Below are 24,678 nucleotides of genomic sequence, written 5' to 3'. Positions count from 1 at the left end.
CTTGACCTGCCGCATCACCTCGTCGTAGCCATCCGAGGGGAACAACGCCAACGCGACCACATAGCGGACCATCAACGCCGCCGGCAGATCCCGCGTCCGCCGCTCACGCCGGCCCGCCTCCGCGACCACCCGGTCGACCAGCACGTCCGGGAACTGCGCGGCCAGCACCCCCAGCCCGACCCGGTCCACCAACCGGTCCCCGGCCTTCTCCTTGACCTGACCACGCCTCGGCACAGCCAGAACCTACACGATCAGACCTTAAGTTCCTGGTATTGGGCCTGGGCGACCGCGGTGACACAGATATGGCTCGACCCATCTCTGTGTGGCTAAAGGGCGGGTATTCGTCCGGCGAAGTGGTGGCTCTGTGGCCCTGCGGGTACAGCGAGGAAGGCCAACCTGTGGTTGGTGGTCGCTGGACCTGCGCGCTAGCGCAGACCGTTTCCCCTGTAGGTGCGGCCGATCGAGGGACACGAATCGCCTCCTACCTAGGGTGGTGCGGAATGTGCACCGCGGCATATCGGATGCTCAGCTCGTTGCTGGATCTGGGCCGATTGGCCGTGCTCGAGCAGCTCCCAGACATGATCAGAGAGCAGGCGGAGGCGGCGGGGCTGGCCGACACACGGATTTACCTTGTGGATCTGCAGGGACGGGTGCTGCGGGAACTGACCGGGCGGGGACTCGACGCTGGTGAGGGCGGTGAGACGATCTCGGTTGAGGGGACGCTGGCGGGCCGGGTGTTCCAGCACCTGGACACCCTGTCCAGCCGCGGACCGGCCTCCGGAAAGCAACGGGTCTACTGGACGCCGGTGATGGACGGGACGGAACGCCTCGGGGTCCTCAGAGCCCGTCTCGTCGAGGGTGAGGACGAGGCTCTCGCGGTGCTGGGGAGCCTTGCGGCGCTGGTCGGGGTCCTGCTGGTCAGCAAGCGGGAGTTCAGTGACTCCTTCGCCCGGTTGGTGCGTACCCGTCCGATGACGATCGCCGCCGAGCTGCAGTGGCATCTCATGCCGCCGAGCTCGTTCGCCAACCAGGACGTGGTGGTGGGCGCGGCGATGGAACCGGCTTATGAGATCGGTGGGGACGCGTTCGACTACGCGATGGCCGCCGGTGTCCTGCATCTGGCGGTGTTCGACGCGATGGGTCATGACGCCTCCGCCGGACTCGCCGCGAACCTCGCGGTGGCCACCTGCCGCAACCAGCGCCGCCAGGGCGTGGAGCTGGTACAGGTCGGTCAGGAGATCGAACGGATGCTGATCGACCAGTTCGACCCCGGACGGTATGTGACCGCGGTCCTGGCCGATCTCGACACCAGCAGCGGCCTGCTGAGCTGGGTGAACCACGGCCACCATCCGCCGGTCATCGTCCGCGGTGGCCGGTGGGTCAGCGTGTTGGCCTGTCCGCCCGCGCATCCGCTGGGTACCGACCTCGGCCTGGCCACCACCCTGTGCCAGGAACAACTCGAGCCCGGCGATCGGCTGCTGCTCTACACCGATGGTGTCATCGAGGCCCGGGACCCCACCGGCCGCGAGTTCGGCCTTGCCCGGTTTGTCGACTTCGTAGTGCGTCACCACGCCGACGGTTTGGCCGTCCCCGAAACCCTGCGACGTCTCATGCATACCCTGCTCGACTACCACCACGGCCGCCTCCAGGACGACGCCACCGTGCTGTTCGCCGAATGGGCCGGCCCCCACCAGGTCAACATCCGGATCTGACCCGCCCTGGCAACACCCCGAACTCGCTGAGCAAGCCGTGCCCACGAACGTGCCCCGGGAAAAGCGAAGACCCGTCCCCGACGACCGGGCTAGCCCCGGCGCCACCGCTCTACTCGCGCTTTCCGTGTCCAGTGCCGACGGCGCCCGGACGGCTCATCCTGCGTCCGTGACCGACGGCGCGGCCCAGCGACAGTGTCAGGGAGCCATGTCAGCCAGGCTCATGAGCGCTGCCCGACGCCGGTGAGGACCTCGCGCACCCGGCCAGCGGGCGTGGCCGGCGCCAGGGCGGCGGTGTCCCCGCCGACGCCCGTGCGCAGGCCCCGCAGGAGGCTGTCCAGCGCGGCGCGCGAGTCGTGCCTGGGGGTCCAGCCGAGCTCCTCGCGAGCGCGGGTGGTGTCCATGAGGGGCAGGTGCTGTACCGCGTCGAGGAGCCCGGGGGCGGTGGGCACCAGGTGCAGGTGCCAGGCCGCGGCGAGGGCGGCCCGTGCCCCCCGTGCCGGTACCCGCACGGTCCGGGCGTTAAGGGCCTCGGCGAGTAGCTGGCTGTCGACCACGGGCTCGGCAGCGATGTTGAAGGCGCCGTGCACGTTCCGTTCGGCGGCGAGCCGGTATGCCTCGCCCACGTCCTCGGAGTGGACGACCTGGAAACGCAGCCCGGGAAGGTCGGGCACCACGGGCACCATGCCCGGCCGGACCAGGGAGCCGGGTAGGAGCGGCCCGGCGAACAGGCGGCGCTGCTGGCTGGCTGCCCTTCGCTGGAAGATGAACCCCGGCCGCAGCCGAACCACCCGCATGTCCGGGTGGTCGAGTTCGAAAGCGTCGAGGACGCGTTCGAGGTAGGCCTTCTCCCGGGTGTAGGCGGCACCCGGCCAGCCGTGGGTCGGCCAGCTCTCGTCCACGGTGTGGTCCTTTGGGCCGGGGGAATACGCGCCGACCGACGAGGCGCAGACGAGTGCCGGCACACCCGCGCGGGCGGCGGCGTCGAACACGCGGATGCTTCCGAGAACGGGTCCGCCAGGTGGTCCTCGGGTCGTGGGTGGGTTGGAACAGCCACGCGAGGTGGATGACCACGTCCGCACCGTCGAACACCCGGACCAGGTCATCCCGGCCCACGTCGGCCGACACCCAGCTGGTCTTCTCCGCCGCCGCGGCCGGCGGGCCGCACACGTGACATGGGAGATTCCGGCCGAGCGGGTCAGAGCGGCCACGACACTCGTGCCGACGTTGCCGGAAGCACCCACCACAACGGCGCGCCGCGCTACCGGAACAGCTGCGGCGCCGGATGTGGATGTGGATGAACCCATGAGTGGCCTCCCGACGGCTCGGCGCGTGCTTCGAATCGTTCTGGCGCTTTCGCTCAGCTGGTCACGACGTCGCTCAACAGCTCGTCCCAGTTCCCGAGGAAGCGCCCCAGCCCGTAGCGGGTGAGTACGGCCTCGCGCGCGCGGCGGCCGTGGTCCGCCGCGAGTTCCGGGTCCTCGATGTATGCCTGCGCGGCGTCGACGAGTGCCGCCGGATCGGTGGAGAGCACCCCGGCACCGGGCGGGACCGCCGCCACGGCCTCGGTGGATGCCAGTGCGACCACCGGCATCGCCAGATGCATCGCCTCCAGCAGAGACAGGCCCAGTGACGTCCAGCGGGGCAGGTGCGCGTACACCCGTCGGCGGGCCATCCGGGCATGCAGCTCGGCCTGCGGGGGGTCGTCGAACACCGTGAGCCGGTCGGGCGGCAGGCCGGTGGTCTCCGGCAGCCCGCGCACGCCCAGGCCGAACACGTCGACGGGCGCGGCGGCGGCGAAGGCCGGGAGCAGGTCCGTGCCGGTGATCCGTCCGCGCCGGACGGGCTCGTTGACAGCCACGGCGATCCGGGGCAGCTCACCGGTGTAGCGCGGCCCGGGATCGACGATCCCATGTTCGATGACGCGGGTCCGGGCGGTTCCGTTGTCCCAGAACAGGCGGTTGAAGTGGGTCACGTGCACCAGGACGACGTCCTCGCGGTCGGCGACCGGGTGCCGGGTCAGCGGAACGTCGCCCCGGGGGGTGTTGTGCTCGACGTACACGGCGGGCACGTCGCACCCGACCCGTCGGCGCAGCCAACGGGAGGCGAGTTCGATCTCGTGCGGGCGTTGCAGGAGCACGGCGTCGACCGGTCTGTCGGCGAGTTCGGTGGGCGGCACCTCCTCGACCGAGGGCGGCCACGGGTATGTCCGGGCCCTGCCCAGGCCGTCCGGGCCGCGTTCCGGTGTCACCGGCACCATGTAGTGGTGCCCGCCCTGGACGAAGGAGGTCGTCCAGGAGCCGTGCACGTGCCAGAGCAGGATGTTCATGGCCGCCTCCGCGTGAGGGCGGGAGGCCGTCCACCGCGGATGCGCTCGAGAAGTCCGCTGGTGGAGTGGTCGGGTACGTAGTCGACGAAACGCACCTGCCCGCCCTGGGCGCGGACGAGCGCGGCCTCCGGCAGCATCGCCTCCGTGTAGTCACCGCCTTTGACGTACACGTCCGGCCGCAGCGCGGTGATCAGGCCAGTCGCGGTGTCCTCGTCGAAGACGACGAGATGGTCGATGTCGGTGAGGGCGGTGAGTACCGCCAGCCGGTCCTCCAAGGCGTTCACCGGACGCTCGGGGCCCTTGAGTCGCCGCACGCCGGCGTCGCTGTTGACTCCCACGATCAGGATGTCCCCGAGCGCCCGGGCGGCGGAGAGGTAGGCGATGTGGCCGCGGTGCAGGACGTCGAAGCAGCCGTTGGTGAGAACGATCCGGCTGCCGCGGCGGCGTTCGGTGTGTACCTGCTCGGCGAGCGCGGGCAGGCCGATCGCTCCCGGGGGCTTCGGGCCCAGGCAGGCGCGGAGATCGGCGGCGGTGCACACGCTCGTACCGGGCCTGCGGACGACGACGCTCGCGGCAGCCGCGGCGAGGGTGACGGCCGGCTCCAGCGCCGTGCCGCCACCCACCGCGGTCGCGAGCGTGGCGGCGAGGGTGTCACCGGCGCCGGCGGTATGGCCGTCCGGGGCGGGCTCGGCTGGCAGATGCAGCGGTAGGTGCTCGCCGTCGAGCACGACGAGCCCATCGCGGTCGAGGGTGACGACGACGACCCGGGCTCCGGTCGCGTTGAGGATCGCCTCCGCGTGGGCCGCCACGGTGCGTGGCCGGTCAGCCAGGAACGGACCGGCCGCGTCGGGGGGCAGCAGGCTGGACGTCTCCGCCGCGTTCGGTGTCACGATGTCCGGCCGCGCGGGGGCCCAGCGGCGGGGCTCGTGGGCGTCCACGACCAGCGGCCGACCCGCGCTCCGGGCGGCTGAGCCCAGCCGCCGCACCAGGTCCGGGGAGAACAGGCCGGTGCCGTAGTCGCAGGCGAGTACGGCGGCGGAGGAACTGACGAGGCCGGGGGCTCTCGCCGCGGCATCGAACAGCCGACTGCTGATCCCGGCGCCGGCTGCGCGCCCGGGGGGCGCCTCGTCACCACTGTCGATGCGCAGATGAAGATGCTCACCTGAGCAGATCCGCTGCTTGTGGACGGTTCGCCGGCCGTGGTCGTCGAGGACCGCGGCGGTGTCCACGCCGGCGTCGTTCAGCAGCTCCCGCAGCCGGGCGCCGTCCTGGTCGTCGCCCACGGTGGCGACCAGCCGCACGCGGGCACCGAGCCCGGCCGCCGCGACCGCCGCGTTGCCGGCACCGCCCGGGGCCTCGGACCTGCCGGCGACCGCGACCACCGGTACGGGGCCCTCCCGGGACAGGCCGCGGGGCGGGCCCCAGACCCAGCTGTCGAGCATGACGTCGCCGACAACCAGGAGGTCGAGGGCGTCAAGGGAGGCGAGGGCGTCGAGCGCGTCCCGCCTGGCGAACGGATCTCGCGTCGCGGGCAAGGCCGACACGGCGTTCATGGGCCCTCTCCTCCCGATCGGCGGCCGCGCCGGGCCTTGCGGTCGGCGTCGTCGGCCTCGATGATCTCCGCGTAGGCGTCCACCCGCCGATCCGTCAGCGTGGTGGGCAGTTCCAGATGGACGGTGCCGGGAGGCAGGATCCCCACCCCACCCGACCGTTCGAGAACGCGGAGCTGAGCCACGACGTCCTCACCACGGTGTCCCCGGGGTAGGCGCGTCCAGAAACCGAAACCGCCGGCCTCCTGGAGCCTGACGCGGTCGTAGAGGACGCATCCGGCGATCCAGGCGACCCGGTACGCGGTCCACTCCCGCCGCCGGGCGGCGGTGCCGGCTACCTGGGTGAGATGAGTGAGATGGGTGAGGTTCGCCGCGTTGTGCAGGCGCCACCGTTGCCAGCACGGCATCCCCTTGCGTACCCGCTCCGGGCCAGGCGGACCGGTGACCGGCTCGAACGCGGCCCACTCGGCGGGCCGCACGTCGTCGAGGAAGCTGAGTCCCTGCGGCGCGGCTCCCACGAAGCCGCAGCGCAGCGTGCCGAGAGCCGCCAGCATCCGGGAGAGGGCGTCAGACTCGCACAGAATGTCGTCATCGAGGAAGAGCACCCGGGTCGCCCGCGCCCGGGACAGCAGGAAATCCCGTTGCTCGGCCATTCCTCGCCACGGCCGCCCGCGGTGCAGTTCCACCTCGCTGCCGCGCAGCCGCAGGACGCGCAGCACCGCGCGGCACGCCGGGCGGTCCACGGACGGCTCGTCCGGCGCCGGGGTCTGGTCGGACACGACCACCCGGAAACCGCGCACTGTCTGTGCCGCCAGACCGCCCAAAGTGACCGCCAGGGCGTCCGGCCGGCCGCAGGTGGGCACCAGGACGTCGAGATCACGGGCGGTGTCGGCCCCCCGGAGGCTTTCGCCTTCACGCGCGGCGTTCACACGGCGCTCCGGGCGCGCAGCGCCAGAGCCGCGTCCGCGACCCGCGCCGCTGTGATGTCGAGGCACTCGTGGTGGCCCAGCGGGCAGTCGAACGCCCGGCAGGGCGTGCAGGGGGTGGGGCGGCGTAGCACGCGGGCGCGAGCGGACCGTGGGCGGTACTCGGACTCCCGTTCCGTCCCGGCGAACAGTGCGAGCAGGGGCGCGCCGACGGCGTCGGCGAGATGCATGCCGCCGGAGTTGTTGGTGACCGCGATCTCGGCGCGGCGCAGGAGCGCGGCGAGCGTCGCCAGGTCCAGCGCCCCGGCCAGGTCGACACCGGCGGGGCCGGCCCCGGCACAGACCTGTCGCACCAGGTCGCGCTCCCGGCTGGTGCCGGCGACGAGGACGCGAAGGCCGGCGGACCCGAGGCGCCCGGCCAGCTCCGCGAACCGGTGCGGCGGCCAGCGCCGTGCCGCGCAGGAAGCGCCGGGCAGCAGCACGGCGTAGCGGCGCGGCCCGGCGATGGCCTGGGCGTCCTGCTCGGCCTGCCGGGGGATCTTCACGCGCAGTGCGCGTTCGGGCACTGGCACGCCGAGCCGGGTCAGCAGCTCTGCCGCCCGGTCGACCTGGTGCGCCTCGTCGGGAAGGTCGTCGATCCAGTGCGTGAGCATCGCTCCGCCGAACTCGCGGGATGCCCCGGCCCGAATCGGGATCTCCGCCAGCGCACAGGCGTACGCGGCCGGCCACGGTGACTGCGAGAACGAGGTGAACAGCACCGCCGCCTGGTAGGACCTCGCCGCGAGCCGGGCGACGAGCCGGTGCAGGGATTCCGGCGTCACCATGCCTCCGGACGCGTCCTGCCACGGCACCGATGCGGCGAGGCAGGCGTCGAGCCCGCCCAGCAGTGGCGCGGCGGCCGCTCCCGAAGGGGACGCGAGCAGCTCCAGCCGCGCACGGGGCGCCGCCGACCGCAGCGCACGCAACGCCGGCCCGATCATCAGGACGTCACCGAGATTGTCGGGCCGGACGACCAGGATTCGCTCCAGCCCGGCCCACTGGATCGGCGCGCCCCGCAGGGCGGCCGGGTGGGTAGGCGGTTGAGGACGCATCGTGAGCGGGCTGCCCGGGCGGTCGCGCGCCAAACCGGCGCACCGGTACCTCGCCTGTCGGCCCGCCGGTAGCTCGATCAGCGGGTCCAGGCCGCTCCCGGCGGGTTGCTTGAACGGCTCGGACGAGGGCACACGGTGCCCGTGACCCGAGCCGCGCCCACCTCGCAGCGGACGGACCGGCCGAGGATCGCGCTCGTCTGCGGCAACCTGGAGCCGGCGCGGGATGGAGTGGCCGACTACACGCTGCATTTGCGCGAGGCTCTCGGGCACCGGGCGGATGTCTGGCTGGCGACGGTCGGCCCGGCGGCCGGTGCCGCCGAACCGACCGCCGGGCCGCGGTTGATACAGGTGGCGGGCGGATGGAACGCACGTGGCGTCGCGGCGCTGGCGGGCGCGCTGCGCCGGGTGGCACCGGATGTCGTCCACGTCCAGTTCGCGCCGTCCGCGTTCGGCTACTCGCCGGCTGTCGGCCTGCTTCCCCTCCTGCTCCCCACGGGTACGCGGCTCGTCACGACCCTGCACGAGTACGACTGGTGGAGCTGGCCGGCGCACGTACCGGACCGGCTGTGGCGGCTGGTCGAGCGGCGCCGCTGGTGGGACCGCGAGACCCTGGCCCTGGCGCCGCGGAGCAGCCGCGTCATCGTCACGAACGGCGCGCATGCGAACGCGGTCCGGGGCAGGCTCGGAGTCAGCCCGCGATCCGTTCCGGTGGGCGCCAATGTCGTTCCGGATCCGAGTGCGGACCGCCCTGCCGTGCGGCGGGCCGCGCGGTCGCGGCTCGGGCTGCCAACGGAGGCGCCCGTGCTGGCCTTCTTCGGCTTCGTGCATCCCGTGAAGGGCCTGCGGTATCTCGTCGAGGCGCTCGCGATGCTGGTTCCCGAGCATCCCGGGGTCCGCCTTGTGATCGTGGGTGGATTCGCCTCCCTCGCGCTGAGCGATCCCGAGGCCGACGCCTTCCGGCGGGAGCTCGCGGGTAGGGCCCGCGAGGCGGGTGTCGCCGACCGGGTGCTGATGACTGGTCACCTGCCGGCCGCGGAGGCCTCCGCGGTGCTGACCGCGGTGGACATCGCCGTGCTGCCCTTCACCGGGGGCGTGACGGCGAAAAGCGGCGCGCTGGCCGCGGTCGCGGCGCACGGGCTGCCGGTCGTGGTGACCGCGGCGGATCCCCCGGATCCGACGCTGGTTGACGCCCGGACCGCGGTCGTCGTGCCCCGGGTCCGCGATGCCGAGGCGCTGGCCGCGGGTATCCGGCGGCTGTTGGTCGACGCGGACCTCGGCGCCCAGGTGCAGGCCGGCCTGGTGACGCTGCTGGCCGACCGCGGCTGGGCGCGGATCGCCGACGCGCACCTGGAGCTCTACGGGGAATGCCAAGGTGGCGGCGTGGAACGGGGGCGGTCAGCGTGGGCTCGCGCCAAGCCTCCTGCCGGCGCCGCGTCTGGCGGCGGCCACGACCTTCCTGATCACCATGGCTGAGCGGCCGGCCCGCGGGCGGCGGCCCGCGCTTCCCGCGCCTGGCGCCGCCCGCGACATTCTGGTCATCGAGCTGCTCGGCGGCTTTGGTGATCTGCTGCTGGCGCTGCCGGCCCTGGAAGCCCTCCTGGCGGCGCATCCGCGCGCCCGGACGCGGGTCGTGGCCTTCCTGCCCGGAGCCGACCTGCTGGCAGCCGATGATCGGCTGGACCGCGTGGTCGGAGTGACCGACCACAGCGGGGCCGGCGTCCGGGCCGCCGTGCGCGCCGAGATCACCCGGCGCCACCCCGATCTCGCCGTCACGACCACCCGGCACAGCGGCATCCCGCGCCTGCTGTCCGATCTCGGCGTCGTGGCCGTTGACGATCTGTGGCGCGGGCCGCCGCCGGACGAGGCGGTCGACACCCGCTTCGTCCGGCTGCTGGCCACCGACGGTGTGATCGACGCGGCCTCCGCCGAACTCGCCCGCGCGCGGTCAGGGCCTCTCCGGCTGACCGCCGCCGAACGGGCACAGGGCAGGGAAACGCTCGCCCAGGCGCTCACCCGACCCGGGACGCTCCGCGGCACCGGCCCTCGCCACCTGGACGCGGCGAGACGGTCAGCCGACCTGGCCAAGCGGGACTGTCCACCCGGCGGGCACCCACCGGTTGTTCTGGTTCCAGGGGCAGGCATGGCGATCAAGCAGTGGCCTGTCGACCGCTGGCGGCAGCTGGCCGGCCGGCTGCTCACCGCTGGCTGGCCGGTGGCACGGCTGCCGTCGCCGGAGCCTCCGTCGGCGGAGCCCACGGTGCCGCGGGGAGAGCCGCGGACCGAGCCCTGGCCTCCGGTGGCGGTGCTGCCGGCCATGGGCCTGCGGGAGGCGGCCGGGATGTTCGCAGCGCTCGCGGAACGCGGCGGCCTGGTGGTGGGCGGCGACACCGGGCCGTGCCGTCTCGCCGCCGTGATGGGCGCGAGAACCGTGGCTCTGTTCGGACCGACGCTGACGACCAGGTACGGACTTCACCGCGCCTGGACGGTCGATCTGCAGGGCATGCCGGGCTGTTCCGTGCGTCGACCGACCGCGATCACCGACCAGGAATGTTGGTGGTCCGGGCGCTGCCCCCTGGACGCGCGCGAACCCGCCTGCCTGGCCGACATCACGGTCCAAAACGTCCTGGATTCTTTCCGCGACCTGCATCGCTCTCCGTAGTTGGGCTGCTTCTCGGGGTAAAGCCGTTTTCCCCGGTTGAGGTCGGGCACCACGGGGTGCGTGACTCTCGACGCGACGGAAACGCCCCGGCCGGGCCGAGGGGCGGCGGCCGTTCCGGCCCGGCCGGAGGCCGTGCTTTTCGACCGGGACGGGACGCTCTGCCGTGACATCCCCTACAACGGCGATCCTCGGCGGGTCGTCCTCATGCCCACGGCCGCGGCGGCGCTGCGCCAGCTGCGACAGCACGGGATTCCCACGGCGGTCGTGTCGAACCAGAGCGGCATCGGGCGCGGCCTGCTGACCTGGGAGGCCGTCCACACGGTCAACATCCGGCTCGCGGCGATGCTCGGCGGCGCGGTGGCCTTCCACGTCTGTCCGCACGTCCCGGCGGACGGGTGCGGCTGCCGCAAGCCCGCGCCCGGCCTGCTGGTGACGGCATGCCACACCCTCGGCGTGCGACCACGGCGCGTGGTCATGATCGGCGACATCGGCGCGGACATGGCCGCCGCGGCCGCCGTGGGTGCCCGCGGAGTGCTGGTGCCGACCCCGGCCACCAGGCGGGAGGAGATCGCCGCCGTGCCTGAGGTCGCCCCCGACCTGCTGGCCGCGCTCGCCCGTGTGTTCTCGGCTCCCTTCGGTCCCGCATGAGTACGCGGGTGCTGGTCGCGCGGCTCGACAGCGACGGCGACGTCCTGCTGTCCGGGCCGGCAGTGCGCGCGGTGCGGGCAGGCGCAGGGCATGTGACCATGCTCGTCGGGCCGCGCGGCCGCGCTGCGGCGGGTCTGCTGCCCGGCGTCGACGACATCATCGTCTGGCGCTGCCCCTGGATCGACGCCGAGCCACGGCCCGTCGGACGAGCCGACATCGACGGGCTCGTCCGGCGACTGAGCGTGGGTGCGTTCGACGAGGCGCTGATCCTCACGTCGTTCCACCAGAGTCCGCTGCCCCTGGCACTGCTGCTGCGCTTGGCCGGGATCCGGCGAGTCGCGGCGGCGAGTGAGGACTATCCGGGCTCCCTGCTCGACGTCCGCCATCGGCTGCCGGACAGTGGCCTGCACGAGGTCGAGCGGGCGCTGTCGACCGCGTCCGCGGCCGGATACCCGCTGCCCGCGGGGGATGACGGACGCCCTCGCATCCGCGGGCCGATTCCGGACACCCAGCGGCTGACCGGCTCCCGGCCCTACATCGTGCTGCATCCCGGAGCGTCGGTACCCGCCCGGCGGTGGCAGCCCAGCCGCTTCACCGCTTTCGCCGCGGCTCTGGCCGGGAAGGGCCATCGGGTGGTCGTCACCGGAGCTGCCGACGAGGCCGCTCTGACGGCGTATGTCGCCGGCGCCGTCGGACGCGACCTGGGCGGGGCGACCGACCTGGTGACGCTCGCCGGGGTGCTGGCGGGCGCCCGCACCGCCGTCATCGGCAACACCGGGCCGGCGCACCTGGCCGCGGCCGTCGGGACGCCGGTCATCTCGCTGTTCGCGCCCACAGTGCCGGCCGAACGCTGGGCGCCCTACTCCGACCGCGTGGTCGTCCTCGGCGATCTCGACATCGACTGCGCCGGGTGCAGAGCACGTCTGTGCCCGGTGCCCGGCCACCCCTGCCTGTCGACCGTCACCGTCAGCGACGTGCTTGCCGCGGTCGAGGCGGTAACCCGCGACGCCGCCGATGGGAACCGGCCCCTGGAGGCGACAGCATGAAGATCTGTATGGTCTCCGAGCACGCCAGCCCCCTCGCACTCCTGGGCGGAGTGGACGCCGGCGGCCAGAACGTCCACGTCGCGGCCCTGTCCAGCGCCCTCGCGCGGCGCGGGGCACAGGTCGTGGTGCACACCCGGCGCGACTCGCCCGGGCCGCCGCGCCGGGTTCCGTTGACGGACGGCGTCGAGGTCGACCATGTCCCGGCCGGGCCGACTCGTCCCGTTCCCAAGGACGACCTCCCGCCCTACATGGGCGGCTTCGCCGCGGATCTGCGCGACCAGTGGGCGCGTGAACGGCCCGATGTCGTGCACGCCCACTTCTGGATGTCGGGAGCGGCTGCACTGGCCGCCGCGCGGCCCCTGGGGATCCCCGTGGTGTTCACCAGCCACGCGCTGGGCGTGGTCAAGCACCGGCACCAGGGATCCAAGGACACCTCACCGCCCGACCGGGCGGAGACCGAGGCACGTCTGGTCCAGGAGGTGGACGCGATCGTCGCCACCTGCACCGACGAGCTGTTCGAGCTGGTGCGTCTCGGGGCACCCGGCAACCGCATCAGCGTCGTGCCGTCCGGGGTGGACCTGGCCGCGTTCACGCCGCATGGGCCAGCGGCCGCGCGCGTTCCTGGGCGGCTTCGGGTCCTGTTCGTCGGCCGTCTCGTCGAGCGCAAGGGCATCGGGAACCTGATCGAGGCGGTCGCCGCGCTGCCGGGAACCGAGCTGCTGATCGCCGGCGGCTCGGACCGCTCCGAACTGGACCAGGACGCCGAGGCCGGCCGGCTGCGCCAGCTGGCCCGGCTTTCCGGCGCCGATGACCGGGTGACGCTGCTCGGCCGGGTGGGGCGGGCCGAGCTGCCGGCGCTCTACCGGTCGGCCGACGTGGTCGCCTGCGTTCCGTGGTACGAGCCCTTCGGGATCGTCCCGGTCGAGGCGATGGCCTGCGGGGTGCCGGTGGTGGCCAGCGCCGTGGGCGGTCTCATCGACACCGTCGTCGACGGCGGGACCGGGCTGCACGTGCCACCCCGATGCCCGGAACGGATCGCGGAGGCGCTCTCCGAACTCGCCGCCGACCCGGACGGGCGAGCACGGCTGGGAGCCGCCGGAGCGCGACGGGCCCAGGCGCTGTTCTCCTGGGAACGCGTCGGTGCCCTGACGATGAACGTCTACCGGCGGCTGCGCGACGCGCACGGCGAGGATGCCAAGCGCGCCGGGAGCCGGACCGGCGCACGTCGACCCGTCGGGACGCGGCCATGAGTAGGGGCCGCGTCGACAGCGACCGGTCCCGCCGCGGCCGCCCCGGCGACTCCCCTGGTGACCGTCTTGGCGACGCTGATCGCCACGTCCGGGAGCTGGCTGCGACGCTGCCCACGCTCGACGTCACACGCCTGGAGCGGTGGGGCGCTCGGCTGGCCGGCCTGCTGCCTGATGGCGGACGTCTCCTGGCGGCCGGCAACGGCGGCTCGGCGGCCCAGGCACAACACCTGACAGCCGAGCTGGTCGGCCGCTTCCAGGACGAGCGACCGGCGATGTCGGCCATCGCCCTGCACGCCGACACCTCGTCGCTCACCGCGATCGGCAACGACTACGGCTACGACGAGGTCTTCGCCCGCCAAGTGCGCGCGCACGGCCGGCCCGGCGATGTGCTGATGCTGCTGTCGACCTCCGGACGCAGCGCCAACCTGCTGCGGGCCGCCACGACCGCCGGCGAGCTGGGACTCACCGTCTGGGCCCTGCTGGGCCCACCGCGCAGCCCACTGGCCGGACTGTGCCACGAGACCGTCGGCGTCGGAGGAACCACCGAAGCCGGCATCGCCGGATCACGCCCGAATCCCTCCGTCCCCACCTCCACCGTGCAGGAGGTGCATCTGGTGGCCGTGCACCTGCTGTGCGCGGCGTTCGACGGCGCACTGGGCGCGGTGCGAGGCGCCGACCGAGCCGTGGCGGAGGATGGCCGCATCGCCGCCGAAGACGGCTTTCCAGGCCATAGTGGGGAGCGTCCCGAGGGCCAGCGGACATCTGGCGCCCGGCGACCGGGCCCGGGGCAGGCACGCCGGACAGACGGCGATCCGCCGACAGCACCGGGCAAGGGCAGGCCCGGCAGCCGGGCCGCCGGGAGGGGAGGTCACCGACCCATCGTGGTGGTGGGCGACACCCTGCTCGACCGCGACATCAGCGGCCACGCCGCCCGGCTCGCCCCCGACGCGCCGGTGCCCGTGCTAGACGGCCTCGACGTGACCGAACGTCCCGGCGGCGCCGGCCTCGCCGCGATCCTGCTCGCAGGCGACGGCGCGCCGGTGACGCTGATCACCGCGCTGGCCCGGGACAGCGCGGGGCATCGGCTGGCGGCGATGCTCATCGAGGCGGGGGTGGAACTCGTCGACCTCGGCCTCACCGGAAACACACCGAGCAAGATCCGGATCCGGGCCGGCGGGCGGTCTCTGGTCCGGTTGGACGATGGCGGGGAAGGCCAGGTGGAAGGTTCCCTTCCCCTCGCGGTGCGCACCGCGCTCGACCGGGCCGCCGCAGTGCTCGTGTCGGACTACGGCCGCGGAGTCGCCGCCTCGCCGCCGCTGCGTTCCGCGCTCACGCGCCGGGGCGGAGTCCCACTGGTGTGGGACCCACATCCGCGCGGTGCCGCGCCCCTGGCCGGCGCCACCCTGGCGACGCCGAACGCGGCGGAGGCGGCTGGCGCGGCCCCCGGCATCGAGGGGGTGTCGCTGTCCGCCGTCTGTGCACGGGGACGGACACTGGCGGCTCGATGGGATGTCGGCGCTGTGGCGATCACTCTTGCCGAACGCGGCGCGATGCTGGTGACCGGGGGCAGCGCACCCCCGCTTCTCACTCCGGCCCTTCCGGTCAGCGGTGGTGATGCCTGCGGTGCCGGGGACCGGTTCGCCGCGAGCGCGGTCGAGGCGTTCGCCGCCGGGCGGCTTCCCTCCGAAGCGGTGGCGGCCGCGACCCGGCAGGCCGGCGAGTTCGTCGCCGCCGGGGGCTCCGCGTCCGTCCATCCGCCCGGCGGTGGGCCTGCGGACCGCGGGCAGCCATCGCCCCGGGCGACCGACGGCGGTCCGCCGCGGGGGAAGAGCGACGGGCGCGCCGTGGCGGCCGCGGTACGGGCGCGGGGCGGCACCATCGTCGCGACAGGCGGCTGCTTCGACCTCCTGCACGCCGGTCACGTAGAGGTCCTGCGTGCCGCCCGTTCGCTGGGCGACTGCCTGGTGGTCTGCCTGAACAGTGACGACTCGGTGCGCAGGCTCAAGGGCCCGGACCGCCCGCTCGTCGGGGCGGCGGACCGCGCGGCAGTGCTCCGGGGGCTGGACAGCGTCGACGCTGTGATGATCTTCGACGAGGACACACCCGCGCGGCTGCTCGCCGACCTGCGCCCGGACATCTTCGCCAAGGGCGGTGACTACGCGGTGGCCCACCTCCCGGAAGCCGGAATCGTCGCGTCCTGGGGTGGCCAGGCGGTCGTCCTGCCGTACCTGGCCGGCCGTTCCACCTCGACCCTCATCAGAGAGGCGGTGCGCCGTGGCAGCAGCTGACGGTGACCAGCAAATCCCGAAAACACCGGGAGCAGCCGGAACGCGGGCGGGCTCAGGCACGGACGGACCCGGCACGGTTCTGATCACCGGCGGGGCGTCCGGGCTCGGCGCGGCGACGGTCGCCGCGGTCCGTGCGGCCGGCGGGCGCCCCCTTGTCCTGGACCGCGTTCTGGCACCAGACGTGCCGAAAGACGATCAAGAAGCCGTCGACCTCGCCGCCACCCGGGATGCCGAGGCGGCGGTGCGCACCCTCGTCGACCGTGCCGGAGGGCAGCTTCACGGTGTGTTCACCGCTGCGGGAACCGATACGCCCGCGCCGCTGGACGAGCTGGACGCAGCGGCCTGGGAGCGCATCGTGGCGGTGAACCTGCTGGGAACCGCCGCCGTGGTGCGCGCGGCGCTCCCTTATCTGCGCCCCGGCCGCGACCGGCGGGCCGGCGACGGCACGAGCGGCAACGGCGCGACGGGCCGGATCGTGACCTGCGCGTCGACCCTCGGTCTCCGCGTCGCGGGGGACGCCTCCGCGTACTGCGCCTCGAAGTTCGGCGTGGTCGGCTTCACCCGGGCACTCGCCGAGGAGCTCAAGGGCCAGGTCGGGGTCACCCTCCTGGTGCCGGGCGGCATGTCGACCGCCTTCTTCGACGATCGCGACGAGCAGTACAAGCCCGGGCCCGACGCGAAGCTGAACCGTCCCGAGGACGTGGCCGCCGCCGTCGTGTTCGCGCTGGGGCAGCCACCGGGATGTGAGATCAGAGAGATTGTGATCACGTCGTCGTGGGAGACGTCCTACCCGTGAGCCCGAGGCGTGAGGCGTCGCGGCTGGCGGGCGGCGGCCAACGGTTGGCCGAGCGCCGCGCCTGGTCAACCCGGGCTCCCGGCGCGCTGTCCTCGGCCTCGGCAGCCTGCGAACCGGCCGCGGGCACCGTCGTGGCCCTGCGCGCCCTGGGGCTGGGGGACCTGCTCACCGCTCTTCCCGCGCTCCGCGGCCTGCGCCGCCACCTGGTTGCCGAGCTGCCCTGGCACCGGCTCCTGCTCGCCGGACCGGCCTGGCTCGAACCCGTGGCCATGCTCTCCGAAGCTGTCGACGGCCTGGTGCCGGCAGACCCACTCGGACCGGTGGCGGTAACGGCACCCACGCTGGCGGTGAACCTGCACGGGCGAGGACCCGAGTCCACGGAGACGCTGCGGTGGACCAGTCCATCCTCCCTGTGGGCCTTCGACCTGCCGGGCGGATGCCCGTGGGAGCCACCGACGCTCACGCGGGCCGACCGCGCGGACGAGCATGAGGTGTCTCGATGGTGCCGGCTGCTGGCGGCATACGGGGTGAGTTGTGACCCCACGGAACTAGGACTGCCGGTACCGCCTGGCCCGCCGGCGGTTCGCGGCGGGTGGGCGCCAGACCCGATCGCCACCCGCGCCGATCGACGCAAAAAAAACACCGGCCGCGGAGAAGGGAGCGCGTCTGGTCCGACCATCATCCATTCAGGCGGTGCGGCTCCCGCCCGGCGGTGGCCCGGGCGCCGATGGGCGGCCGTGGCCCGGCAGCTCGCCCGTGACGGCCACCAGATCGCCCTCACGGGCTCCGCGGCGGAACGCGGCCTCGCCCTGCGGGTGGCCACGGGCGCCGGACTTCCCCCATCCACGGTGCTGGCCGGAAGGCTGGACCTCGTCGCGCTCTGTGCCCTCGTCGCGCGTTCCCGCCTGGTGCTGAGTGCCGACACCGGAGTCGCGCACCTCGCCACCGCCTACCGGAAACCTTCAGTAGTGCTGTTCGGGCCCGTGTCGCCAGCCGAGTGGGGGCCGCCCCCCGAACGGCAGGAGCACCGCGCCCTGTGGGCCGGGCACCACAGTGATCCCCGGAGCGGGACACCCGCCCCGGGGTTGCTCGCGCTCACTGTCGATCAGGTCCTGCGTGAGGTCACCAGCCTGGAGCAGGTCGCATGGCCTCGTACGACGAGCGGTACGGGCCCGTGATCCGGCAGCGCCACGGAGGGGATCACGAAGTGTGGCTGACTTCCTGAGACACGGCGTTCGGGCCGTCGTAGGACCGATCGGTGATGTGCTCCAAGGCGGTCACCACCTCCCTGGAAGCGCCCTCCTGGCGGGCTGTCTCGACGAGCGTGCGCCGGTCCGCCGGGTAGTCGATTCCCTTGAGGACCTTCTGAACCTCGATTGGATTGGCCATAACGGCAGGGTCACCGTTCACGAGCAGGCAAAACCCGAGGAGACGTCCATGTCCAGCCGTCCAGCCAGCCATCACCCAACAGGACTACTCAGTCACCTCCGGCGTGCTCGCGGTCAGCGTGTTCGCACTCCTCACGATCGCCCTCTCCGCCGCCAACGCCCGCTGGCCCGCCGTGCGTACCGTCTCCACGGTGTCCCGGTCGTCGCTGCTCCGAGGGGGCGGTGTCATGTCCACTCCCAGTTCGAGATCCAGGCAGGGTCCTGACCTGTCCGGCGTAGGTCGGCGCGGATGCCGTCGCGTTCGCGGGCGTAGCGCTCGGCCAGTTCACTCCTGCGGTCGGACGAGCCCGTCGCGCGTTGTAGCGCGGCGATGGCCACGTCGTGCCGGGTGACGCCGTTGCTGGCCAGCAGGTCGTAGGGCGTGGTCGTGGTGCCTTCCTCGACGTAGCCTTTGACGTGGAAACGGGTCGCGTTCGGGCGGCCGTGGAGGCATTCGTGGATCGCCGACGGGTAGCCGTGGAAGTCGAAGACGACCGGGACGTCGTCGGCTCCGAAACAGGCCGTGAACTCGTCGTCGGACAGCCCGTGCGGATGCTGGTCGGGTGGGGGCAGGGTGAGCAGGTCGACGACGTTGGTGACCCGAACCCGCAGGTCGGGAAGGTCGCGGCGCAGCATCCACGCCGCCGCCAGCGTCTCGACGGTGGGGACGTTGCCGGCGCAGGCGAGAACCACGTCGGGCGGTCCGCCGCGGTCGCTGCCGGCCCAGGCCCAGGCGGCGGCGCCGGCGCGGCAGTGGGCGCGGGCCTGGTCGAGGGTGAGCCATGGGGGGCTGGGGTTCTTGCCGGCGACGACGACGTTGATGTGGTCGGTGGAGGCCAGGCAGTGGGCCATGGTGACCAGCAGGGTGTTGGCGTCCGGGGGGAGGTAGACGCGGGCCGCGCCGGCTTTCTTGGTCAGGATGTTGTTGATGAACCCGGGGCCCTGGTGGCTGTAGCCGTTGTGTTCCTGCCGCCATCCTTCGCTGGTGAGCAGGTAGTTCAGGGAGGCGACCGGTGCCCGCCACGGCACCTCGCGTGCCATCTTCAGGAACTTGGCGTACTGGTTGACCATGCTGTCCACGATGGGGACGAACGCCTCGTAGCAGGGGAACAGGCCGTGCCGACCGGTGAGCAGGTAGCCCTGCAGCCAGCCCTGACAGTTGTGCTCGGACAGCACCTCCATCACCCGCCCGGCCGGGTCGAGGTGTTCGGCATAGCCCGGGACGGGCCACTGCCAGGCCCGCCCGGTCGCGTCGAGGACCGCGCCGAGCTTGTTGGAGTCCAGCTCGTCGGGGCACATGATCCGGAAGTCCCGGGAGTGTTCGGTGGCGCGCATCAGTTCCGCCAGCCACGGCCCCAGCGTCGGTGTCGCTCCGACCCGGCCCTGCCCGGCCCGGGGTACCGCGACCGCGAAACGGTCCAGCTCCGGCAGCGGCAGATCGCGCCGGAGCCGGCCGCCGTCGGCCTCCGCGACCGCGCCGAGACGGTGATCACCGGTCGGGCAGCAGGCCAGGATGTCGTCGGCCGGGCGTCCATCGGCGTCGAACAGCTCTTCGGGGCGGTAGGAGCGCAGCCAGGTCTCGAGCGCCGCCAGCTGCCGCGGGTCGTGGTGGACGTCTTCGAACGGCACCTGATGGGCGTTGAAGGTGTCCTCCAGCGCCATCCCATCGACCTCGGACGGCAGACCCCAGCCCTTGCGGCTGCGCAGGATCAGCATCGGCCACGCCGGGCGCTCCGGCCGGTGTCCGCCGCGGGCCTGTTCCTGGAGAGCGCGGATCCGCTGCCAGGCGTCGCGCAGCGCCGCCTCCACCAGCGCGTCGGCGTCGAACTCGGGGTCGAGGTAGTCGCCGCGCACGTCGACGATTCGTGGCGCCCAGCCGTAGCCGCGGTAGAGCGTGCACAGCTCCTCCTCGCTCATCGACCCGGTCTGCGTCGGCGAGGAGATCTTGTAGCCGTTGTCGTGCAGGATCGGTAGCACCGCGCCGCCGGTGACCGGGTCGAGGTACTTGGTGCCGTGCCAGGCCGCCGCCGTCGGCCCGGTCTCCGCCTCGCCGTCCCCGACCAGGCACGCGACCAGCAGGTCCGGCCGGTCCAACGCGGCGCCGAACGCGGTCGACAGGGCGTACCCCAGCTCCCCGCCCTCGTGGATCACCCCGGGCACGGCGGGCGAGAGGTGACTGGGAAAGCCACCCGGCCAGGAGAACCGGCGCACCAGCTCGGCCAGTCCGGCCCCGTCGCGGCTCAGCGCCGGATCGAGATCGGCGTGCGTGCCCTCCAGCCAGAGATTGGCGTGGTTGGCCGGTGCGCCGTGACCAGGACCGGTCACCAGCAGCGTCCGCTGGCCCGTGCTCCGGACCAGCCCGTTGAGCGTGGCGTAGACGAGCGTGATGCCGGGACAGGTCCCCCAGTGACCGAGCAGACGCGGCTTGAGGTGCTCGACCCGCAGGGGCACACGCAGCAGGACGTTGCCCCGCAGGAAGATCATCGCTGCCGCGGTGAAGTCGGCGGCACGCCGGTATCGGCGCATCGAGTCGCGGTCGAGCCCCAGCTCGCCTCGACCAGGCTGCCTCCAGCCGGCCGCCACGGCTCTACTCCTTGCCCTGCAGCGCCCGGGCCAGGTCGGCCTTCGTCATGGACGAGTAGCCCCTCACCCCGGCCCGCCTGGCACGCTGGATCAGCTCGTCGCGGGTGTTGCCCTCCACGTCGATCCCGCCGAAGGTCTCCCCCTCGCCCCTGCGCCTGGCCGACTGCGGGAGTTTCGAACGGGAGTCGGACGGCCCGGGCTCGTCCTTCAGCTCCCAATGATCGCTCTTCTTCTCGGCGATGTTCTTCACCGCGCCCCACGCGGTCCGGTGGGCCCGTTCCTCGTCGCCGTATTCCTCATGGGCGTTGTCCAGGGTCTTCTCATAGGTGCGCCGCACCTTGGCCGGTGAGCGACGCAAGGTCCCCGGCAGCTCTTCGCGGTCGGTCGGCATGATCGCCTCCTTTGTCGGTCGCTCGGCAGCCGCTGGCTGCCGTCAGTGTTCGCCACGGCCTGACGTGTCAGGCCGAGTACACATGGGTGTCCTCGGCCTCGGCGATCGTCGCGTTCGGCGAAGGCAGGAATCCGAGCTGAACGATCTGTTCCGAGCTGGTCGAGGCGAGCAGCCAGTCGGCGGCCACGTGCGCCCGATTCCCGCCGGACCCGAGGGCGAGCAGGTGGTAAGCGCGGGTGATGAACGCGGCCGGGGCGCCGGAGAGATGCAGGCCGAGCGGATTGGCGACGGCGTCGGTGCCGCCGAGATCGACGACGAAACCGAGGTCGCGGTGACGGTACGGCAGTGCCTTGCCATGGCCGAGTGACGCGGCGACGTTGCGGCCGGCGGCCGCGCCCTGGCGCACGGCGTGCTGTGCCGTCTGCCCGGCCGGGGCCCCGTTCCTGGTGACGTCGGGGACGGCCGCGGCGTCCCCGAGCGCGAACATGCCCGACAGGCCGGGAACGGACAGGTTCTCGTCGACCACGAGCCGGCCCTTGACGGTCTCGGTACCGACCTTCTCCATGAGCGGGTTCGGTGTCACGCCCGCGCACCAGACAAGGGTGTGAGTCGGGACGGTCTCGTTGTCGCTCAGGGTTACGGAGGTCGCCGTGACCGCGGAGACAGACGTCTCCAGCCGGACCTCGACACCACGCTCACGCAGGACCTTCATGGCGCCGTCGCCGAGAGTCTCATCCAGCTCGGGAAGGATCCGCGGCGCCTGATCGAGAAGGATCCAGCGAAGGTCCTCCGGTGTCAGGCGGGGGAAGCGGTCGAGAGCTTCCAGGGTGAACCGGCGCATCTGGGCGGCCAGTTCGGTTCCGGTGTAGCCGGCGCCGGCGACCAGGAAGGTGCATCTGGCCCGCCGCTCGGCGGTATCCACGCAGGCGTCGGCGTGCTCGAGCTGCCGTAGGACGTGATCGCGCAGGTAGACGGCCTCGGCGAGGTTCTTCAGGCCGAGGCCGTGCTCGGCCAGGCCGGGGATGTCCGGGACGCGGGTCAGTGATCCGGGAGCGAGGACCAGCCGGTCCCAGCCGAGCTCCGACGTCGAGCCGTCCCGGTCGACCACGCTGACGCTCCCGCTGGTGGTGTCGACGTCGACGGCATGGCCGAGCCGGAGCACCGTTCGGCGCAACAGGCCTCGGACGGGGACGGCCACATGCCTCGGCTCGACGCTGCCCGCGCACACCTGGGGCAGAAGAGACGTGTAGAGCAGATGGTCGGTCGGTGAGACGAGCACGAGATCCGCGGCGTCGGCCGGCAGGCGGGCTTCCAGATGACGGAGCACGCCGAGGCCGGCGAACCCCGCTCCGACGACGACGACCCGTGGCCGACGGCCGCCCGATGGTCGGATACGGGGAGCACCTCCGGAAGATGTCGTGCCGGCCGCGCGTGGAACGTGGTCGTCGCCGCGGGTGCGAAGTCCGTCGATCGTGCGGACGACCCGTGCGACGGTGATGGAATTCCTCACGATGCAATGCCCTCCCGCTGCTGGTTCTGTCGTGTCATGCGCGGCTGGGCGGCACCAAAACCCCTCGGCGGGCCCGGAACGTGAAGGTGGCCCGGCGTCGCCCGCCGGCCTCGCCGGCTCGGTTACGGTCAAGGTCGCTGTCGGCCGGGGGGAGGGAGCTCCGCCAGCGCCGGCGCACGTCAACCGACGGGAAAGCCGGGCGCGGCAGGTATGCGTCGCGGGGCCTGCCTCGTCGCGGCGGCACCAGGCCGGCGCACCCTCGAGCGCGTCCGGGCCGATCCGGCGCCAGCGGACAGGGCCGGGCCACCTGCCCATCGCCTTTCCGGGTGCCTGCGAACGCGCCACGGAAAACACGTGACGTCGGCTGTCACCGGGGTATCGACCGGGTCATGGATCACGCCCAGGCCCCCGTTCTCGACGCACTCGCGGCCTATCACCGCGCCGGCAGGTACGCGTTCACCCCACCCGGGCACAAACAGGGCCGCGGCGCCGATCCGCGAGTGCGGGCGGTCCTCGGCGCGGACACGTTCCGCGCCGATGTCCTGGCCACCTCAGGTCTGGACGACCGGCAGACCTCGGGCGGGTTCGTCGCGGAGGCCGAGGAACTCATGGCCCACGCGGTGGGAGCCGAGCACGCCTTCTTCTCCACCTGCGGCAGCTCCTTGTCAGTCAAGGCGGCGATGCTCGCGGTAGCGGGCGGGCGGGGCGAGCTGCTGGTGGGGCGGGACGCACACAAGTCGGTGATCTCCGGGCTGATCCTGTCCGGCCTGCGGCCACGATGGGTGCGTCCGCGCTGGGACGGGGAGCTTCACCTGGCGCATCCGCCGTCCGCGGCGGAGGTGGAGGCGTGCTGGGAACGCTGGCCGGACGCCGCGGGCATGCTGGTGACGAGCCCGACCCCCTACGGCACCTGCGCCGACCTCGCGACCATCGCCGAGGTCTGTCACCAGCGGGGCCGTCCGCTGATCGTGGACGAGGCCTGGGGCGCGCATCTTCCCTTTCACGAGGATCTTCCGACCTGGGCGATGGACGCCGGCGCCGACGTCTGCGTGGTGAGCGTGCACAAGATGGGTGCCGGCTTCGAACAGGGATCGGTCTTCCACCTACAGGGCGATCTGGTCGACCCGGCCCGGTTGCGTGCCTGCGCGGATCTGCTTGCCACGACCAGCCCGAATGTCCTGCTGTACGCGGCGATGGACGGCTGGCGCCGGCAGATGGTGGAACAGGGGCACGGCCTCCTGCAGTCCGCGCTCGACCTCGCCGGCGATCTACGGCTCGCCATCGACGGACTGGACGGCCTGCGGGTAATGCAGGACGAGTTCCTGGGCGTCGAGGCCTCCCATGACCTCGACCGGCTACAGATCGTGGTGGACACCGCTGGCCTGGGAATCAGCGGCTACCAGGCCGCCGACTGGCTGCGCGAGCACGCCCATCTCGACATGGGCATGAGCGATCACCGGCGGATCAGCGCCCAGCTCACCTTCGCCGACGACTCCCACACCGGCCAGCGCCTCGTCACGGCCCTGCAGGGGCTCGTCGACGCCGCACCCGCCCTCCCAAGCCCCACCCCGGTCGAGCTGCCCGACCCGACCGCCCTCGAACTCGAGACCATCGCCCTGCCCCGGGACGCGTTCTTCGGCCCGACCGAGGCCGTCCCTCCGCGGGGGGCGGTGGGACGCATCGCGGCCGAACAGCTCACCCCCTACCCACCCGGCATCCCCGTCGCCCTGCCCGGCGAGCGGATCAACGCGGCAGTGGTTCAGTATCTCCTCACCGGCCGCGAAGCGGGCATGGCGATACCCGACGCCGCGGATCCCGACCTGGCCACCATCCGGGTGGCCCGCACCTGACGCGGCGAGGTGAGCCCGCACCGGCCGCGGGCGATCTCAGGCCCGCCGGCCCAGCGGGCGAGGCACGGCTGCCGAGAACTCCTACGGCCGGATCACCGATCGGAGACCGACAGCAAGAACGCGCCCATGGACAGCCCGCTCGGGCACGTTGCTGACGAACACCGCCGCGACGGTGACCGCACTGACCACCCCACCACCCACCAGGCTTGCGCCGATCACCACCGATTCGGGGATGCCGTCCAGCAGCGCCCCGAGCGCGAGGGCAGTGCCACAAGCCCGCCGGCTCACCCTCCGAGGGTTGCTGCCCCCCCCAGAACGTTTCCGGTGGCGCGCCCCCTGCCACGCCAGCATTATGTTGCAGCCCGTATAGACGATCGCGCCGGCAACCGCTCCGAACACGGTGGGGGTCAGACCACCCTGCTCGTACGCCTCCGAGATCAGATCGAAGGCCACCGCGGACAGCAGGACGCCGGCGCCGAACGCCATCACCGAGGCGACCACCCGCGGCGGTAGTCGCACCAGATCACCCACGGCGGAACCCACCAGCAGCGCGGACCCGGCCAGCAGCCCCCACCCGCCTGCCTCGATCCATCCCGGCATGATCCACCCAGTTTCGCAGGCCGCG

At 72.8% G+C, this 24,678-nt stretch carries 20 protein-coding genes and 2 pseudogenes; 11 read left to right on the top strand and 11 right to left on the bottom strand.

What is annotated here, in order from left to right:
* Nucleotides 1-234, bottom strand: a 234-nt coding sequence (locus tag B207_RS0127615; RefSeq protein ID WP_026311512.1) for a transposase domain-containing protein, incomplete at its 3' end; no start/stop codon positions are given.
* A gap of 287 nt (nt 235-521) precedes the next feature.
* Between B207_RS0127615 and B207_RS0127610 the strand changes: the two genes are divergently transcribed.
* Complete coding sequence (locus B207_RS0127610) at nt 522-1,712, top strand: PP2C family protein-serine/threonine phosphatase (protein ID WP_018639942.1); 1,191 nt, start codon at nt 522-524, stop codon at nt 1,710-1,712.
* Between the two features lie 218 nt (nt 1,713-1,930).
* On the opposite strand, the pseudogene B207_RS35970 reads toward B207_RS0127610, so the two are convergent.
* The 5 genes and pseudogenes from B207_RS35970 to B207_RS0127585 all read right to left on the bottom strand — a co-directional run bounded on the left by B207_RS35970 (nt 1,931) and on the right by B207_RS0127585 (nt 7,605).
* Nucleotides 1,931-3,016 (bottom strand): annotated as a pseudogene (locus B207_RS35970) (NAD-dependent epimerase/dehydratase family protein).
* A gap of 53 nt (nt 3,017-3,069) precedes the next feature.
* Nucleotides 3,070-4,038 (bottom strand): glycosyltransferase, encoded by a 969-nt coding sequence (locus B207_RS0127600; RefSeq protein ID WP_018639939.1) that lies wholly within the window; start codon nt 4,036-4,038, stop codon nt 3,070-3,072.
* Entirely contained in the window at nt 4,035-5,591 is a 1,557-nt protein-coding gene (gene rfaE2 / locus B207_RS0127595; protein WP_018639938.1) for a D-glycero-beta-D-manno-heptose 1-phosphate adenylyltransferase, read from the bottom strand. The genes B207_RS0127600 and rfaE2 (B207_RS0127595) overlap by 4 nt, the downstream gene beginning before the upstream one ends.
* The gene (locus B207_RS0127590; protein WP_018639937.1) at nt 5,588-6,517 is read right to left on the bottom strand and encodes a glycosyltransferase family 2 protein; all 930 of its coding nucleotides are present in this window, start codon (nt 6,515-6,517) and stop codon (nt 5,588-5,590) included. The genes rfaE2 (B207_RS0127595) and B207_RS0127590 overlap by 4 nt, the downstream gene beginning before the upstream one ends.
* Nucleotides 6,514-7,605 (bottom strand): glycosyltransferase family 9 protein, encoded by a 1,092-nt coding sequence (locus B207_RS0127585; protein WP_035742615.1) that lies wholly within the window; start codon nt 7,603-7,605, stop codon nt 6,514-6,516. The genes B207_RS0127590 and B207_RS0127585 overlap by 4 nt, the downstream gene beginning before the upstream one ends.
* 135 nt (nt 7,606-7,740) lie before the next feature.
* Between B207_RS0127585 and B207_RS0127580 the strand changes: the two genes are divergently transcribed.
* From B207_RS0127580 to B207_RS0127545, 8 genes are read left to right on the top strand one after another with little or no spacing between them, the layout of a single operon-like run.
* Nucleotides 7,741-9,078 carry a glycosyltransferase gene (locus tag B207_RS0127580; RefSeq protein WP_018639935.1) on the top strand — a complete coding sequence of 446 codons (1,338 nt, stop codon included), beginning with the start codon at nt 7,741-7,743 and terminating at the stop codon, nt 9,076-9,078.
* On the top strand, nt 9,071-10,264 hold the full coding sequence (locus B207_RS0127575; protein ID WP_026311511.1) for a glycosyltransferase family 9 protein: 1,194 nt from the start codon (nt 9,071-9,073) through the stop codon (nt 10,262-10,264). The genes B207_RS0127580 and B207_RS0127575 overlap by 8 nt, the downstream gene beginning before the upstream one ends.
* Before the next feature lie 60 nt (nt 10,265-10,324).
* Nucleotides 10,325-10,912 (top strand): D-glycero-alpha-D-manno-heptose-1,7-bisphosphate 7-phosphatase, encoded by a 588-nt coding sequence (locus B207_RS0127570; protein ID WP_018639934.1) that lies wholly within the window; start codon nt 10,325-10,327, stop codon nt 10,910-10,912.
* Nucleotides 10,909-11,958 carry a glycosyltransferase family 9 protein gene (locus B207_RS0127565; RefSeq protein WP_195905369.1) on the top strand — a complete coding sequence of 350 codons (1,050 nt, stop codon included), beginning with the start codon at nt 10,909-10,911 and terminating at the stop codon, nt 11,956-11,958. The genes B207_RS0127570 and B207_RS0127565 overlap by 4 nt, the downstream gene beginning before the upstream one ends.
* Nucleotides 11,955-13,208 (top strand): glycosyltransferase, encoded by a 1,254-nt coding sequence (locus tag B207_RS0127560; RefSeq protein ID WP_018639932.1) that lies wholly within the window; start codon nt 11,955-11,957, stop codon nt 13,206-13,208. Before B207_RS0127565 ends, B207_RS0127560 begins: the two co-directional genes overlap by 4 nt.
* Nucleotides 13,205-15,496, top strand: coding sequence for a D-glycero-beta-D-manno-heptose 1-phosphate adenylyltransferase (rfaE2, locus tag B207_RS39125; protein WP_018639931.1), 2,292 nt, complete (start codon nt 13,205-13,207; stop codon nt 15,494-15,496). The genes B207_RS0127560 and rfaE2 (B207_RS39125) overlap by 4 nt, the downstream gene beginning before the upstream one ends.
* 13 nt (nt 15,497-15,509) lie before the next feature.
* Complete coding sequence (locus tag B207_RS0127550) at nt 15,510-16,292, top strand: SDR family oxidoreductase (RefSeq protein WP_084692351.1); 783 nt, start codon at nt 15,510-15,512, stop codon at nt 16,290-16,292.
* On the top strand, nt 16,289-17,470 hold the full coding sequence (locus B207_RS0127545) for a glycosyltransferase family 9 protein (RefSeq protein WP_018639928.1): 1,182 nt from the start codon (nt 16,289-16,291) through the stop codon (nt 17,468-17,470). Before B207_RS0127550 ends, B207_RS0127545 begins: the two co-directional genes overlap by 4 nt.
* Before the next feature lie 22 nt (nt 17,471-17,492).
* Here B207_RS0127545 and B207_RS0127540 read toward each other — a convergent pair whose 3' ends face one another.
* Nucleotides 17,493-17,681 (bottom strand): DUF2795 domain-containing protein, encoded by a 189-nt coding sequence (locus tag B207_RS0127540; protein ID WP_018639927.1) that lies wholly within the window; start codon nt 17,679-17,681, stop codon nt 17,493-17,495.
* Between the two features lie 58 nt (nt 17,682-17,739).
* Here B207_RS0127540 and B207_RS43085 point away from each other — a divergent pair.
* Nucleotides 17,740-17,900: pseudogene (locus B207_RS43085) on the top strand (DUF421 domain-containing protein); the annotation flags it as partial.
* A gap of 5 nt (nt 17,901-17,905) precedes the next feature.
* Here the strand turns inward: B207_RS43085 and B207_RS0127530 are convergent.
* The 3 genes from B207_RS0127530 to B207_RS0127520 form a co-directional block, all read right to left on the bottom strand.
* Nucleotides 17,906-20,245 (bottom strand): phosphoketolase family protein, encoded by a 2,340-nt coding sequence (locus tag B207_RS0127530; RefSeq protein ID WP_035742610.1) that lies wholly within the window; start codon nt 20,243-20,245, stop codon nt 17,906-17,908.
* Between the two features lie 61 nt (nt 20,246-20,306).
* Nucleotides 20,307-20,693, bottom strand: coding sequence for a ChaB family protein (locus tag B207_RS0127525; RefSeq protein WP_018639924.1), 387 nt, complete (start codon nt 20,691-20,693; stop codon nt 20,307-20,309).
* A 67-nt stretch (nt 20,694-20,760) separates the two neighbouring features.
* The gene (locus B207_RS0127520) at nt 20,761-22,203 is read right to left on the bottom strand and encodes an NAD(P)/FAD-dependent oxidoreductase (RefSeq protein WP_018639923.1); all 1,443 of its coding nucleotides are present in this window, start codon (nt 22,201-22,203) and stop codon (nt 20,761-20,763) included.
* 389 nt (nt 22,204-22,592) lie between these two features.
* On the opposite strand from B207_RS0127520, the gene B207_RS0127515 reads away from it, so the two are divergent.
* Nucleotides 22,593-24,053 (top strand): aminotransferase class I/II-fold pyridoxal phosphate-dependent enzyme, encoded by a 1,461-nt coding sequence (locus B207_RS0127515; RefSeq protein WP_018639922.1) that lies wholly within the window; start codon nt 22,593-22,595, stop codon nt 24,051-24,053.
* 81 nt (nt 24,054-24,134) lie between these two features.
* Here B207_RS0127515 and B207_RS35960 read toward each other — a convergent pair.
* Nucleotides 24,135-24,678, bottom strand: a 544-nt coding sequence (locus B207_RS35960; RefSeq protein ID WP_407671473.1) for a ZIP family metal transporter, incomplete at its 5' end; no start/stop codon positions are given.

The organism is Parafrankia elaeagni, assembly GCF_000374165.1.
Lineage (GTDB): Bacteria > Actinomycetota > Actinomycetes > Frankiales > Frankiaceae > Parafrankia > Parafrankia elaeagni.
This window is presented reverse-complemented; position numbering and strand designations above follow the sequence as displayed.